Below are 14,615 nucleotides of genomic sequence, written 5' to 3'. Positions count from 1 at the left end.
CAACATCCAGGATGCGCTGCACGATCGTCCGGCAGGGTTTGCGCGCACAGCTCTGCAACCTCGTTCGTTTGATGCTATGGTGCAATGCACAACGAAGCGGCGCGGTGGATTGCCGCACCGTATCCGACCCTCTTTCGTGAGGATGACGATGACGAACAATCTGACGAAGTTGTGGGCCACTGGCGTGCGACGTCTGCTCGCCGTCCAGACGCGGGCTGCCCGCACGATGATGCGCGAGGCGGCCCGTCACACGAAGCATCCCCCGCCGCCGTGGCGGGACGCGCAAACCGGAACCGCACAAGCGCCCGGTACAGGCGCCCCACGTGCCGCCGCGGCACGCGCCGTAGCGTCGCATAAGGCGACATCCCGAATGGCAACTCCGGCAACGCCTCCGCGCGAATCTCGCGTAGGCCCGCGTGCGGCTGCCTGGGCCGCCGGTGAATGGCGCCGCGCCGAACACATCGTACCGGCCACGCCGCAACGCGCATCGCGCGCACTGCACCACGGCCTCTACCTGCCGGCGAACCGGCGTACGGCGGGAATGCCGCTCGTCGTCATGTTGCATGGCTGCAAACAGTCGATGGACACATTCGCCGAAGGCACGCGCATGAACCTGCTCGCCGACCGGTACGGCTTTGCCGTGGTGTATCCCGAACAGTCCGAACTCGCCCACCCGCACCAATGCTGGCACTGGTACGACGCCCGCGACGAGGCTGGCGGCGGCGAGGCGGCGGCGGTCGTCTCGCTCGTCGATGCGCTCCTCGAGGAGTATGGCTTCGACGCCTCGCGCGTCTATCTCGCGGGGTTGTCGGCGGGTGCCGGTCTCGCGGCGCTGCTGGCGGTTCGTGCTCCCGGGCGGTTTGCCGCGGTCGCGCTGCATTCCGGGCCGGCATTCGGTGAGGCCAGCTCGGGTGTCACCGCGCTCGATGTCATGCGGCGGGGGCTTCACAAGGATCCGGTCGAACTGCTCGAACGGCAGCTCGGCGACGAGGCACACCCCGGCATGCCCGCGATCGTCGTGCAGGGCGACGACGACGGCGTGGTCGCACCGATCAATGCCGAGCAGCTTACGGTGCAATTTCTGCGATTGAATGGCCTCGCCGACTCGGACGGAGTACGGCCTGATGTCAGGTCGCGCGAAGCGGAGCGTGAGGGGTTCGTCGTGCAGGACTACGCACGCCGGGGCGCGAGCGTGGTGCGCCTGTGCCGTGTGGCGGATCTCGATCACGCATGGAGCGGCGGCGACGACGCCGTACCCTTCCACTCGGCGACGGGGCCGGACGCCAGCGCGATGATCTGGAGCTTTTTCGAGGGCCACCGCCGTGAAGCGGCCAACGATGCCTGGTGCGTCGAACCGGCCAAGGGGACGGGCTAGCGGCGACCGATTCGAAGTGTTATTCGACTCCGATGGCTGACAGGAGCTTAGGGTTTACCCTATAATTCTGTCATCCCATCGGGGCGAATATCTTTTCGAAGCAGGTCTGAATCATGCAATTCCTGAGCCGTCTTTTCCTGTCCATCATGAAGCCTTCCGCCGTGGTCGAAAGAGAGCGCGAAGAGGCCTACCTTGCAGACGCGGTCGATATCTACGATCTGGAATTCCGTCTGCGCAAGCTTGACCGCGAGAAGGCGACGCGTCATCCGGCCTGGATGAGCCAGCGCTGATTCTGGTGCCTGGACGGCACACATGTAGCGCACGTGGTGCTGGCGGGTAACGCCGTTGACCACGCACGTGGCTTCGCACTAGACCTGAGAGAGCGGACGGCGCGCAAAACGCCGCCCGGAGCAGGATTTCAGCGGCTGGGGTCGGCTGGATCGCCGGCCTGCTGCTCCTGGACGCCGAAGCAGCCGCGATAAGTGGCGTAGAACGAGCAGTAGAGCATCGTCACCACGACGATGAGCGCCGCCATCAGCAGAGCCGGGGCGAATTCGCCAGCACCGAGCGCCTGTGCCAGCAGCGTGAGCACCAGCGAAACGCTGATCGACACCGCCATCCACAACGCCCAGTACACAACGAAGGCGCCCTTGTTGCGCCAGCAGCTCACCAGGCTGAAGAACATCGCCTTGGCAGGCGGCACGTCGTGCCATGCCGTCAGCACGGGTGCGAACCAGAACAGCATGGCTACCGGCACGTACAACACCATCGACGCGAGCAGCGCGAGCGGTGTCTCGCTGTTTCCGAACGACTCGGCATCCATCGAACCACCGACGGTCATCAACTGCAGCAGCGTGCCGCCATCCACGAGCGCCGATGCCGCGAGCACGAGCGCCATCGCCGCCACATAGATGCCGCCGAGCGCGAAAAGGCGCTTCGCCGTCGTCTGGCCATAGGCGCGGAAGCCGTCGACGAGAATGGTCGGGAAAACCGGCTTGCCCGCAATCGTGTCGCGGCAGGCTGCCATGAACCCGACCGCCACGCCAGGCACGAAGATGAGCGGTAGCACGGCGCCCACGACCGGGATGGCGGAGATAAGCGTCCCGACAAGCAGATACGTAAAGAACAGCGTGAGGAACGCGAGCGGGCTGCGGCGGAACAGCCAGATTCCCTGGCGGAACCAGACGTAGCCCGTTTTCGCGGGAACTTCGATTAGTTGCATGAACCTGGCTCTGCGTGATGAAGGGCATCGGATGCATCGCCGGCGCGGCGCTCGCGCAGGATGCGTTCGAAGTGGCCGGGATCGTGCGGCTTGAGCAGTTCCGCCGAGCGCGGCAGGTAAAAATCATACAGGCGCGATACCCAGAAGCGGTACGCGCCTGCACGCAGCATATCGTTCCAGTGGCGCTTTTCGGCGGGCGTGAACGGGCGCACTGTCTGGTAGGCGCGCAGCAGCGCAACGGCGCGTGCGTGGTCCAGTTTGCCCGTCGCGAGGTCCACGCACCAGTCGTTCACGGTGACCGCCACGTCGAACAGCCACTTGTCGCAGCCTGCGAAATAGAAGTCGAAGAAACCGCCGAGGCGTACCTCATGACCCGGCGCCGGATTCGCGTGCGCAAACAGGACGTTGTCGCGGAAAAGGTCGCAGTGGCACGGGCCGCCAGGCAACGCGGCGTAATCCGGCGAGGCGAAAAGCGCGCGCTGGTGCGCAAGCTCGCCCGAAAGCAGGTCGCGCTGTGCTTCTTCGAGAAACGGCAGCACAGCGGGCACCGTTTCTTCCCACCACGGCAGGCTGCGCAGATTCGGCTGATCGCCCTTGAAGTCGCGACCGGCGAGGTGCATGCGCGCGAGCATCTGGCCCACTTCCGTGCAGTGCTCCACGCCAGGCGCGAGTTCGGGCACGCCGTCGAGCTTCGTCACGATCGTCGCCGGCTTGCCGTGTAGCAGGCCGAAGAGGGCGCCATCGGCGCGCGGCATGGGGTCCGGCACCGGCACGCGATGCGACGCGAGGTGGCGCATCAAGTCGAGGTAGAACGGCAACTGGTCTGCCGACAGCTTTTCGAAGATCGTCAGGACGTATTCGCCGCGCGTCGTCGTCAGGAAGAAGTTGCTGTTTTCGATGCCGGACTGGATGCCGCGGAATTCGACGACGTCGCCGAGATCGTAGTCGCGCATCCATGCGCCGAGCTGGGTTTCTGTGACAGCGGTGAAGACGGCCATGCGGGAAGTAGGTTGGTTGTGTTGTCAGGCGGCCGGCGCTGGCACGTGCGGCCGACGTGTTTTATCGGACTTTCAGCAGACTTGTGGCCGGCTCAGGGGCGAAGGGCGCTTAGTGACGCCCGGCCCCTGGGCGCAGATTCGCAGCGAATCCGTGGCCCGGTGAAACGCGCCGTCTGCCAGGCACCTGGAGCGGGCGGACGGCGCTGCTTATCAGGTATCAGGTATCAGTAGCGCAGGTTGACCGACGGCAGCCGCGTACTGGGCGTACCGTTCGGGCGCACTTGCGGCGACGTATCCGCGGGCGCGCTCATCGTGTAGCGCGTACCCAGGTTCGAGCGCACGTTGATTTCGACGGGCTTGCCCTTGTCGCGGAACTCAGTGACTTCCGTCCCGGACGGGGTCACCAGGTGGAAACTCGGCGTGCGCGGCACGTTGACATCGACCTTCGACGTGACGTTCGCGGCCGGCTCGTTGTTGATTGCCGCGAGGTCTGGCAGACCGGCCCGTTCGTTCGCGGACTGGGCTTCGACGGCGGTTTTCGCGTCATCGGCGGGTGCGGCCATGGCGGCGCCGCAAATCGCGAGTGTGACTGCGGCGACAACGGGAAGGAGCGACTTCATGATGATTCTCCGGTTCGATCCTCGAATTTTAGCAAATCCGCCGCTGCCCCGCCCCTCGCCGCGAGGCACCGTACGGCGGCGAGGGGTGTCGTCAGAAAGCCGGAGTTCCGTGGTAATGTGGTTTGACCGACCGGAGGCGAATGACGATGAACAACTACACCAACGCGCGGCCGCTCATGATGCCCGCGCACGAATTCCCGACCGCGTCTTACGAGGACGCCGCCGATGCAGTCGCCCAGCTCTCCACGATCTACGAGGCGAACACGTCGTTCCTGCGCGACGCGTTCGCGCGCTACCGCCGCGGCGAGGCGCTGGAGCGCCGGGTGCGCGCGTGCTATCCGACTGTGCGCATCCGCACCGAAGTCAACACGCACATCGACTCGCGCCGCTCGTACGGTTTCGTGGCGGGCCCCGGCGTGTTCGAAACGACGGTCACGCGGCCGGACCTCTTTAGCGACTACTACCGCGAGCAGTTGCGGCTCCTTGCGAAGAACCATCACGTGTCGATCGACGTGGGCGTGTCGGATCAGCCCATTCCGATTCACTTCGCCTTTGCGGAGGGCATCCACCTCGAAGGCGAACTCGATCGCGAGCGCCTCGTGGCGATGCGCGACGTGTTCGACACGCCGGACCTCGCGCTGCTCGACGACCGCATTGTGAACGGCACGTATGTGCCGGGACCGGGCGAACCGCATCCGCTTGCGCTCTTCACCGCGCCGCGCGTGGATTTTTCGCTGCACCGGCTCAAGCACTACACGGCGACATCGCCCACGCACTTCCAGAACTACGTGCTCTACACGAACTACCAGTTCTACATCGACGAATTCGTGAAGCTCGGCCGCGCGATGATGGCGCGCACCGAGGACGCCGACTTGCGCACCTATCGCAGCGAATACACCTCGTTCGTGGAGCCCGGCGACGTCGTGACGTACAACGCGAATCTCGGCAAACAGGACGACGAAGGCACGCCGCCCGCGCGTCTGCCGCAGATGCCCGCGTATCACCTCAAGCGCGCGGACGGCAGCGGCATCACGATGGTCAACATCGGCGTGGGGCCGTCGAACGCGAAGACGATCACCGATCACATCGCGGTGCTGCGTCCGCACGCGTGGATCATGCTTGGCCATTGCGCGGGGCTGCGCAACACGCAGCGTCTGGGCGACTATGTGCTCGCGCACGGCTACGTGCGCGAGGATCATGTGCTCGATGCGGATCTGCCGCTATGGGTGCCGATTCCCGCGCTCGCGGAAGTGCAGGTGGCACTGGAGCGCGCGGTCGCGCAGGTCACGCAGCTCGACGGCCCGGAACTCAAGCGCGTGATGCGCACGGGCACGGTGGCGAGCGTCGATAACCGCAACTGGGAGTTGCGCGATCACCGTGAGCCGGTGCAGCGTCTCTCGCAGAGCCGTGCTATTGCACTCGATATGGAAAGCGCGACGATCGCGGCGAATGGTTTTCGCTTCCGGGTGCCGTATGGGACGCTGCTTTGCGTCTCCGATAAGCCGTTGCACGGCGAGCTGAAACTGCCCGGTATGGCTGATTCGTTTTATCGCGCGCAGGTGGACCAGCATTTGCAGATCGGCGTGAAGGCGATGGAGATTCTGCGCACAAACGGGTTGCATAAGCTGCACAGTCGTAAGCTGAGAAGCTTTGCGGAGGTGGCGTTTCAGTAGGAAACATGAATGCTTTTGCTGGCGGGCGATTCAGTCATTTCGGATCGCCCGTAGTGCCTAAGTAAAACCGGACTGTCTGACTTGCGTGCCGCTTCGGCACGGGAGTGACACGTCCAATCTCCCGCGACGTCGTGTAGTGGGCCGCCGTCTATGGCTTCGAGCCGCCCACGTGAGTCCCGACATCGGCGCACGCGCTGCTCTCAAAGGTGCCTGCGGGGCTATAGTCGCTGGAAACGTCGCTCAGGCGTACCCGCAGACGCATGAGTTTTGAACACCATCCTTAAGCCCCTTCTGACGCGAATCAGAAGAGGTTTCTCTTATAACGGCGAAAAATACAAAAAATCAAACAAGGTATTAGACTTTTTTCGCATCCAAAGCCAAAGCCAATTCGCGAGCAACGGTCGTTGGATCTATTTCGGAAACATCTCCCGCACTTCTTATGAACTTGCAGTTAAAGTGCTGATTATCAATGTATCGCGCCCTTGGGTCGACTTCTCCGCTAAACAATGCCAATGTGGGCGTGCTCGTCGTGTGCGTTACGTGCATCAAGCCCCCATCCGCCCCCATGAATAGTATCGAATTACCAACCACCTCACGCGTCTGGTGAAGTGTAAGCGTATTCACATATGAAATCAGATTAATGTTCTCGAATTTATGACTAAGTAAAGACTGCGCCTCGGATAAACCATTCCGCGATCCAATCAATGCATATTGATACTGCGATAACTTTTTGTCTTGATCCACAAGGCGCAATACCTCTGACCATCGCAGATATGTCCGATCCGCTTCCTTGCCCCCGATCGCAATCACAATCTGAGATAACCCTGCTCTCGCTATCGGCGAACCCATCACCACACGCGCTTCCGCTTGTAATTCTGCGTTGCTGCGACTAAGACCAAGTATCCGCGACCACGAGTAATAGCTGAACTGTATTTTATTGTAGAAGCGCCGATCTATGAACCAGCCAACAAGGCTAGTGAAAGGTAGATCTCGCAGAGAAGAGTGAGCCTTCTTTTTTATTACGCGTCGGTTTAGCGTATTCAAAATTACGAACGCGTAATCTTCCGCTTGAACTTGACTAATATCCGTATAAATTCGACTAAACCATGGATCAGATTCAAACACCGGAAGGAGAGCCGGATCAAGCACCACGTCCATCTTTACCGAATGACCCTCCAAAAGCGCACGTCCCGCCAAATCCATTAGGGCGTCGCCAATATGGACTATGCCATCATAAACCAATAACACCCTCGATCCGGACGCGAACCGTGGTATCTCATCAAGTTCATGGTAGATCCTCATCTGACGAGCACGAGTCATAGTGAAAATCTTATGAATCTGCGACTTCATGATCTTAAACCACGCACGATTGTGTTGGGCAATCGGCTGCTGGAAGATCCAGGGATCCGGTACGGATAAAATTTTATTAACAAAAGATTTTAATTTCATAAAAAACTAGACCAATCTTCCTTAACAAGAGATGCAATCTGGTACTTTCCAGTCTGCCCCCGAATGCTGATACTGAGTTATCGACGTCCAAACCGCAAAACGCAAAACGCGAACATGCGCCGATCCAGAAATTCGCGCCACGGCACGGCGTGCTCCATTTCGTCGAGAAATACACGCTTGCGCGTGCGCCAGTTGCTCAGGTCCGGGCCGAGGACATTCACTGAAGCAGTCTGAAATCAGGTCGCGTAATTGGAATCCGATGTCGAAAGTGTATTGTGCCTTGATTCTGTCATAGGCTTCGCTTAGGCGCAGGCGATCATGCAGGTTACCTCGGCGTGCTCAACAGCCTGTTTATTTCCTTCGCAATGGAACCATTTGCAGCATCAGAGATATGGTCGCTGTAGCTGTACAGAAATTTGCCGCCGACTGTCATCGGGCAAACATCACGTTGCTTGTCGCAAAGGACGTCAGCAGGGTCGTAGACAAGTAACTCGGGGTGCCGCTGCTGAAGCTGATCGACCAGGGCCCGGTATTGCCGTGTCTCTCTAATGTGCGTTTGATAGCTGATTGCACAGCGATCATTGGGGCTGCGCGGGGTGATATTGAACGCACGACGCAGCAAGGAGGGCGCGAGCGCGCTCCGGTCCATGCATTGGGCTGGGTCCTGCAACGTGGGGTTATCGATGAGCATGACAACGCGTTTTCTGGCTTGATGCAGTGCCGTGATAGTCGCATCAAGTCCTTGCATTGCCAGTGAGCCGTCTATCGAGGCGTGGCCATCCAATTCATAGGTCGGTCCAATCAGGATACGGCCTGCTGTGGCGATGACCACGGTATGGATCGAGGGATTTCTCACCAGTGTGTCGAGGGCCACCCGTGCTTCTGAATTGCAGGCTTCCGGGTTGTCGGAAAGATATGGAGTCTTGCGGGAGACGTGACTCAACGGGGCACAGCTGGGGCGGGAGAGCAGCATCCAGCTTTGACCGGGTGCGGACTCACGCACGAGGCCCCAGTAGAGCGCTTCCGCTTTACTGTCACCCCATAGCGCGTATTGCGGTGTAGTGCGCCGGTCAGAATAACAGAAGCTGAACACCTTTTGGCTGGCTGGCTCAACACCGCAGCTTTCAGTGACGAGTTCATGACCGGCACCGTGACTTGCGCTGCTGAGGTTCCATTGACTGAGGAGCGTGCGTGCCTCGGCGATGTCCTTGTGACGAAGTGCCCAGCCGGTGCTGCCAATAGCGAGCATCAGCACGCAAGGGACCGCAACCTTGAGCCAGTGATCAGGGCCTTGCCGGATTGGCTTCTCAATCAATGCGACCGTGCCCCAGGACAACAGCACGCTGATGGCCACGAGGCTCGCACGCGTGGTTGGTGACGGGACGCCACCGACCTCGATGTTCGCAAAGGACAGCAGCGGCCAATGCCAGAGATAGAGCGGATAGCTGATCTTCCCGAGCCAGACCGCGGCCGGGTGAGCGAGCCAGCGGCGCGACGGTGCTGCTATGTCGTCACCGGCAAGAATCAGCAGACAAGCGCCAAGCACTGGCGCAACCGCCCAGATTCCGGGAAACACAAGGGAAGCGTTCAGCCACAGATAGGCACCGCCGCATAGCGCCAGTCCGGTGACGGCTAGCGTCAGGTTGCTGGCTCGCGGCGTTGCGGGCGCCCCGGCGCGGGACAGCGTCCAGACTGCCACGGCCGCACCAGCCAGCAGTTCCCAGGCGCGTCCGCCCGGCAGATAGAATGCAGCGGACGGTTGTGACTGAACCAGCCAGAGATTCAGTGCGAACGATGCCGCAAGGCAAATGGTGAGCCACCGCCAGATGTGCCCCCGGCGGAAGGCCAGGGCCAGCAGCGGTGGCCAGACGATATAGAACTGCTCCTCGATGCCGAGCGACCAAAGGTGCAAGAGCGGCTTCATCTCGGCCGCCTTGTCGAAATAGCCGGTCTCGCTCCACAGGGCCACGTTCGACACGAAGCCCGCGCCCGTCAGCAAATGCGTGCCAAGATTCTTGAACTCGTCATTGAAGAGGCAGAACCAGCCTATGCCGAATGTGGCGATCATCACGAGGCCCAGCGCCGGGAAAATCCGCCGGATGCGCCGGGCGTAGAAGTGGGCGATGCTGTGCCGGCCCTGTTGCAGATCGGCAAGCAGGATACGCGTGATCAGGAAGCCCGAGATGACAAAGAACACGTCCACGCCGAGGAATCCACCCGGCAGGAGAGTTGGGAAGGCGTGGAACAGGACTGTGCCGAGGACGGCCAGGCCGCGCAAGCCGTCAATGTCGGGGCGATAGAGCAGAGCTCGCAGCGTGCCGACTGGCAAGTTAGGTGTGTTCTTCATGGGGTGCAAAGCCCGCTACGGCCAGGTTGGGAAGCGGCCTGTGGCGGTAGTCCGCATAGGGCATGCGGGAAATTATTCTTGTAGGTTCTTGTGGCCGTAGCGTGTTCGAACCCATCGCGCATGTGGACAGGTTGTCGACCGAAACTCGGACCACTTAAATATTCAAAACGTTGGAAATTAAGATATTGGATAGGTTTTGTCAAATTAATGAGATAGTTCGGGCGCGTCGCCAATAGACGATCCACATGCGGGGGTGAGGCCGGCTTCAGCATTCATGGTGGTCCGCGACGCCGCTAGCTGCACTTGGCTGAGCGTCTCTTCCGATCCTGAATGTCGAGGATCATTTCACTGAACGGATGAATACGGCGCTATATGTTCACCCGGGGCGCGTTCAACGATCCGGTCGATGGTGGCTTGCTGGCGCGGTATTGGTTCGTCCGTGAGACGCAACTTCGCTTCGAGTTGACGGCAATGGCGGCGAAAACATCACAGAGATGTTGACGACTATGCCACGGCGGTGCGGGTGGTCATTCAGCGAATCTGACCTGCACGGGAAACCGTCGCGCGAGATCGGCGAATATCCCCCAGCAGTCGGAGCACGATTGGCTCCGGTCGCCAGATCGTACAATTTGCAATCCGAATTATTTCCGTCGCCGGAAATCGAAAACCCTCATTGCCCGAACCCCGTCAATCCGATCAGGCTCCCCGCAGCAAGCAGCCACAGCGGATGAATCCTCGTGCGAAAGGCCTGCGTCGCGCAAACACCAGTGATTCCCCGTGCGATCCAGACGGGATCGGAAGCCTTCGCGATCAACACAGCACTCGCTGCGACGAGGCCCGCAGTAACCGGCACGAGTCCGCGCTGCGCGACGCGCCGCCACGGCCGGTCCTTGAAGCGGTCCCACGCATGCAGCACAGCCGCCGTCACGAGCGACGACGGGCCGAACTTCGCCACCGACGTCACGAGCATGCCTGCCCAGCCGGCCACGTGCCAGTCGATCAGCGTCACGATCATCATGTTCGGACCGGGCGCGGCCTGGGCGAGTGCGAACAGCGCGCTGAATTCACGGGCGGGCATCCAGTGATGCACGTCCACGACCTGTCGTTGCATCTCGGGCAGGATCGTGTTGCCGCCGCCGAAGCCGAGCAGCGAAAGCTGGCTGAAGATCGCGGCGAGTGCTGCGAGCGTTGCGCTTATTGCGTGCCTCCTGCGCGGCGGGCAGCACGAATCGCCAATGCTATCCCTATCGGCGTGAGCACGAGCATGGTGGGCAGGAGCGGCGTGCGCAGAATTGCAATGGCGACGAATCCGATGAGTGCGACGAAGGCAGCGGCCGGGTCGTGGCGCAACGGCAGGACGATCGTGACTCGTCCTTGCGGGGGCTTTCGGCACTTCAGCGCGCGACACGCCGCTGCGGATAAGTCGCCCGCGGGCGGCAGCTTCGCGGACCACAACGTCCGTGTCGTGCAGGCAGGGTGCAAGAGGATCGCCGCGTCAATCGCGGCAGAAAGTGCCTGCACCCAAATCTAGTTCGACGAAAGCAGTGAGGCTTTGTTTGGTGGCGGTGCCGATGTGAGTAGATGCTGACCGCGTTCAATCATCAAATTTGCTAATTCGCCGGAACCATAGGCATTCAGGTGATTGTCGTCGGCGTAGGCTGTTCGCCCCATATAAAAACCGTCCGGAGAAAACGCCTGAGCTTCCGCCGATAAATCTATCCAGTGAACGTTGGGAAGCGATTCCACGAGTTGCCTGATCTTCTTGTTCGCCTCCTGTGTCTCCAGCGGCTCCGGACGCTTGATGTCTAGTCCAAGTCGCCGAAATCTGATGAGGCGCGCTGCGGGAATGGGGAGCCGTTGGATGTCCGAGAAAACGTAGATCGGACGGTCACGTGCTATTACTCGAAGAGTTTCGTTCAGTTCTTCCAAATAGTTTGGGCCAAACGGCCGATTGGTCATGTTCAACTGAAGCGCCCAATATGAAGCGAACAGGACGGCATCGTATTTCTTGTAGTTGTTTTTCAGGTACGCCTTAAGGTCGTCGCATCGCATGGGTAACTCGCTTAGCCGCGTATCGAAGCCAAATACAGGTGAGCACGACCTAACTGAGAGCACATCTGCAGACCATCCCTCGCGCTTACCCACGACATCAATAAAGGCGTTAAGCATCGCGGCATGCGAATCACCCACCAACAGGTAGCGCGGAGCGACGCCAGACGCGCCCCGCGAGCACTGCCCAGCCAGTGTGTCATGGCAGATATTTCTGCCGAATGAAGCCGTCGCGGGATCAACCTGAATTGCACTGAGTACTTTGCTGGTCGGTACGCTCACGGCAAGGAGCAACACAAGCGGGGCAACGTAGCAGCCAGAAAAGGCCTTCCAGAATCCCGCGTTGAGTCGTTTGGCGGGCACTTCGACCAGGTGATAAGTCAGTGCCGCCAGCGCGAGCGAGAGTGCAGCGGCAAGTACGGCCCACGTCGCCGGCAACGCCACCTGCCCATACGTGTAGTGCATGTATGCAAGAATGGGCCAGTGCCAGAGGTAGAGGGAGTACGACAGCAAGCCAACGTAGCCCAGCCAGCGTGTGCAAAGGATTCGCGCGGCTAACCCGGAAGGCCCGTTATGGCTCTGCCCGGAATAGAGGACCAGCGCGCAGCTCGCCGTCGGAAGTAGTGCTCGCCAACCCGGAAACGGCGTATCGCCGCCGAAGCCGAACAGGCCAATTGCTATGCCTGCTACGCCGAGTGCGGCCAGCCATTGATTGGTGCGAGGGCGGTCGACGAATGGCACGATTGCCGCCAGTGCGCCGATCAGCAGTTCTCCCGCTCGCGATAGAAGCGAGTAATAGGCTTCCCTGCTTCCGGTATGCAGAAGATGCTCGCTTACAGAGAAGCTCACGATGAGCAGGAGTACGGTAACGACGAGTGCGGACATGCGTCGATGGTGAGCCGCGATCCGGGACGTCAAAGCAAACGTTGCCAGGAGCAATGCCGGCCAGACGAAGTAGAACTGCTCTTCTACGGAGAGCGACCAAACGTGAAGGAGCGGCTGTTCGTCGGCCGACGGCGCAAAGTATCCCTGCCGCTTTCCAAAGAAGATGTTCGCGATAAACATGGCCGCTGCCCGGGCTGAGCGGAGCATCTGAAGCATGTCTCCGGGTTGCAGGACGACGTAGCCGACTACGACGGTTGCACACAACACCACCCAGAAAGCCGGAAGTATCCGCCGGACACGGCGCAAGTAGAATGTCGCAAACGAGAATCGGTCCTGCGTCATCTCGTCCACAATGATCTTGGTGATGAGAAAACCTGAGATCGCAAAGAAGATGTCCACGCCGGTGAAACCGCCGGGGACTATGTGCGCGTTTATGTGAAACAAAACGACTGCAAGGACTGCTATTGCGCGCAGGCCGTCGATGTCGGCGCGCCATGAAATGTGCGATTGAGAATGCATTCGGAGTTTTACACGGCAGTGCGCGGCTGTTTTGGGAACTTTGGTTTTTAACGCCGTACCGCAGAGCGGCTTTTCCAAAACATCAGCCAACGGAAGCGCGTCGAGCTGAAAGTATTGTTAATGTTCGGAAACAATTATATGTCAGAACGATGCAAACCGGTCAGCAGCTCGGTATGGCGCACCCTGCTGTGACTCGGGACTGATAGTGCGCGTGCAGGACATCAGCGTTCAGTGTTTTTTTGCGAGCGCCAGCATCTGTCCTTCGCTTACCGCATCACACGATCTGCAATCCGAATCATCCCCGCCACTCGCAATTAAAACCCTCATTGCCCGAACCCCGTCAATCCGATCAGGCTCCCCGCAGCAAGCAACCACAGCGGATGAATCCTCGTGCGAAAAGCCAGCACCGCGCAAACACCGGTAATTGCCCATGCGATCCAGACGGGATCGGAAGCCTTCGCGATCAACACAGCACTCGCTGCGACGAGGCCCGCAGTAACCGGCACGAGTCCGCGCTGCGCGACGCGCCGCCACGGCCGGTCCTTGAAACGGTCCCACGCATGCAGCACAGCCGCAGTCACGAGTGACGACGGTCCAAACTTCGCCACCGACGTCACGAGCATGCCCGCCCAGCCGGCCACGTGCCAACCGACCAGCGTCACGATCATCATGTTCGGACCGGGTGCGGCCTGGGCGAGTGCGAACAGCGCGCTGAATTCACGGGCGGGCATCCAGTGATGCACGTCCACGACCTGGCGTTGCATTTCGGGCAGGATCGTGTTGCCGCCGCCGAAGGCGAGCAGCGAAAGCTGGCTGAAGATCGCGGCGAGTGCTGCGAGTGTGGCGCTCATTGAGTGCCTCCTGCGCGGCGGGCAGCACGAATCGCCAACGCTATCCCTATCGGTGTGAGCACGAGCATGGTGGGCAAGAGCGGCGTGCGCACAATCGCAATGGCGATGAATCCGATGAGCGCGATGAACGCAGCGGCCGGGTCGTGGCGCAACGGCAGGACGATCTTGACGGCCATCGCGATGAGCAGCCCCGCGGCGGCGGCGGCGAGGCCGACGAACAGGTGCTGCACGTGCGGATCGTTTTGCGTGCGCTCGTACGCTACCCCGAGCGCGATCACCACGAGCGACGGTCCCGCGATCAACCCGAGCAATCCGGCGAGTGCGCCGCGCCAGCCGTGGAAGCGCATGCCGATCGCAACGGAAAGATTGATGACATTGCCGCCCGGCAGGAACTGGCACAGGCCGAGCAGATCGGTGAACTCGGCGGCGGAGAGCCAGCGGCGCTGTTCGACGATAGCGCGTCGCGCGAGCGGCAGTGCGCCGCCGAACGATGTGAAGCCGAGGCCGAGAAAGCCGAGGAACAACTCGCGCACGGTGGGCGCGTGCAGGGCGGCGGTTGGCGCCGTGGAGGAAGACTGGGTCATGCCGGGGCGATCGGTGAGGGAAGGCCCCGAGGTTAGCGCCGAA

General features: G+C 60.9%; 12 protein-coding genes and 1 pseudogene. 3 read left to right on the top strand and 10 right to left on the bottom strand.

Features of this window, described 5'->3' with window-relative positions:
• Positions 1-148: 148 nt before the first annotated feature.
• Together L0U80_RS23335 and L0U80_RS23330 are read left to right on the top strand one after the other, a co-directional pair.
• Positions 149-1,375, top strand: a complete 1,227-nt coding sequence (locus tag L0U80_RS23335) for an extracellular catalytic domain type 1 short-chain-length polyhydroxyalkanoate depolymerase (RefSeq protein ID WP_233870791.1) — start codon at positions 149-151, stop codon at positions 1,373-1,375.
• A gap of 113 nt (positions 1,376-1,488) precedes the next feature.
• The gene (locus tag L0U80_RS23330) at positions 1,489-1,665 is read left to right on the top strand and encodes a DUF3563 family protein (protein WP_233870774.1); all 177 of its coding nucleotides are present in this window, start codon (positions 1,489-1,491) and stop codon (positions 1,663-1,665) included.
• 128 nt (positions 1,666-1,793) lie between these two features.
• Here L0U80_RS23330 and L0U80_RS23325 read toward each other — a convergent pair whose 3' ends face one another.
• The 3 genes from L0U80_RS23325 to L0U80_RS23315 form a co-directional block, all read right to left on the bottom strand.
• Positions 1,794-2,597, bottom strand: coding sequence for a BPSS1780 family membrane protein (locus L0U80_RS23325; RefSeq protein WP_233870771.1), 804 nt, complete (start codon positions 2,595-2,597; stop codon positions 1,794-1,796).
• Positions 2,588-3,595: a homoserine kinase gene (locus L0U80_RS23320; RefSeq protein ID WP_233870768.1), complete on the bottom strand. Its 1,008-nt coding sequence runs from the start codon at positions 3,593-3,595 to the stop codon at positions 2,588-2,590. Before L0U80_RS23320 ends, L0U80_RS23325 begins: the two co-directional genes overlap by 10 nt.
• Before the next feature lie 224 nt (positions 3,596-3,819).
• Positions 3,820-4,215 carry a hypothetical protein gene (locus tag L0U80_RS23315; protein WP_233870765.1) on the bottom strand — a complete coding sequence of 132 codons (396 nt, stop codon included), beginning with the start codon at positions 4,213-4,215 and terminating at the stop codon, positions 3,820-3,822.
• Between the two features lie 176 nt (positions 4,216-4,391).
• Here L0U80_RS23315 and L0U80_RS23310 point away from each other — a divergent pair, with 176 nt between their 5' ends.
• Positions 4,392-5,888 carry an AMP nucleosidase gene (locus tag L0U80_RS23310; protein WP_373322277.1) on the top strand — a complete coding sequence of 499 codons (1,497 nt, stop codon included), beginning with the start codon at positions 4,392-4,394 and terminating at the stop codon, positions 5,886-5,888.
• Positions 5,889-6,242: 354 nt separating this feature from the next.
• Here L0U80_RS23310 and L0U80_RS23305 read toward each other — a convergent pair whose 3' ends face one another.
• From L0U80_RS23305 to L0U80_RS23275, 7 genes and pseudogenes are all read right to left on the bottom strand, one after another.
• On the bottom strand, positions 6,243-7,337 hold the full coding sequence (locus tag L0U80_RS23305) for a glycosyltransferase family 9 protein (RefSeq protein ID WP_233870758.1): 1,095 nt from the start codon (positions 7,335-7,337) through the stop codon (positions 6,243-6,245).
• Between the two features lie 325 nt (positions 7,338-7,662).
• Positions 7,663-9,684: an acyltransferase family protein gene (locus tag L0U80_RS23300; RefSeq protein ID WP_233870755.1), complete on the bottom strand. Its 2,022-nt coding sequence runs from the start codon at positions 9,682-9,684 to the stop codon at positions 7,663-7,665.
• A gap of 670 nt (positions 9,685-10,354) precedes the next feature.
• Entirely contained in the window at positions 10,355-10,882 is a 528-nt protein-coding gene (locus L0U80_RS23295; protein ID WP_233871551.1) for a chromate transporter, read from the bottom strand.
• Positions 10,879-11,052, bottom strand: a pseudogene (locus L0U80_RS23290) (chromate transporter); the annotation flags it as partial. The gene L0U80_RS23295 and the pseudogene L0U80_RS23290, both read right to left, overlap by 4 nt.
• A 159-nt stretch (positions 11,053-11,211) precedes the next feature.
• Positions 11,212-13,227: an acyltransferase family protein gene (locus tag L0U80_RS23285; RefSeq protein ID WP_233870753.1), complete on the bottom strand. Its 2,016-nt coding sequence runs from the start codon at positions 13,225-13,227 to the stop codon at positions 11,212-11,214.
• A 233-nt stretch (positions 13,228-13,460) separates the two neighbouring features.
• On the bottom strand, positions 13,461-13,988 hold the full coding sequence (locus tag L0U80_RS23280) for a chromate transporter (RefSeq protein WP_233870750.1): 528 nt from the start codon (positions 13,986-13,988) through the stop codon (positions 13,461-13,463).
• Positions 13,985-14,572 carry a chromate transporter gene (locus L0U80_RS23275; RefSeq protein WP_233870748.1) on the bottom strand — a complete coding sequence of 196 codons (588 nt, stop codon included), beginning with the start codon at positions 14,570-14,572 and terminating at the stop codon, positions 13,985-13,987. The genes L0U80_RS23280 and L0U80_RS23275 overlap by 4 nt, the downstream gene beginning before the upstream one ends.
• Positions 14,573-14,615: the final 43 nt, after the last annotated feature.

Source organism: Paraburkholderia adhaesiva, assembly GCF_021390575.1.
Taxonomy (GTDB): Bacteria; Pseudomonadota; Gammaproteobacteria; order Burkholderiales; family Burkholderiaceae; genus Paraburkholderia; species Paraburkholderia adhaesiva.
Note: the sequence above shows the minus strand (reverse complement) of the source record. Positions and strands in the feature narration are given on the sequence as shown.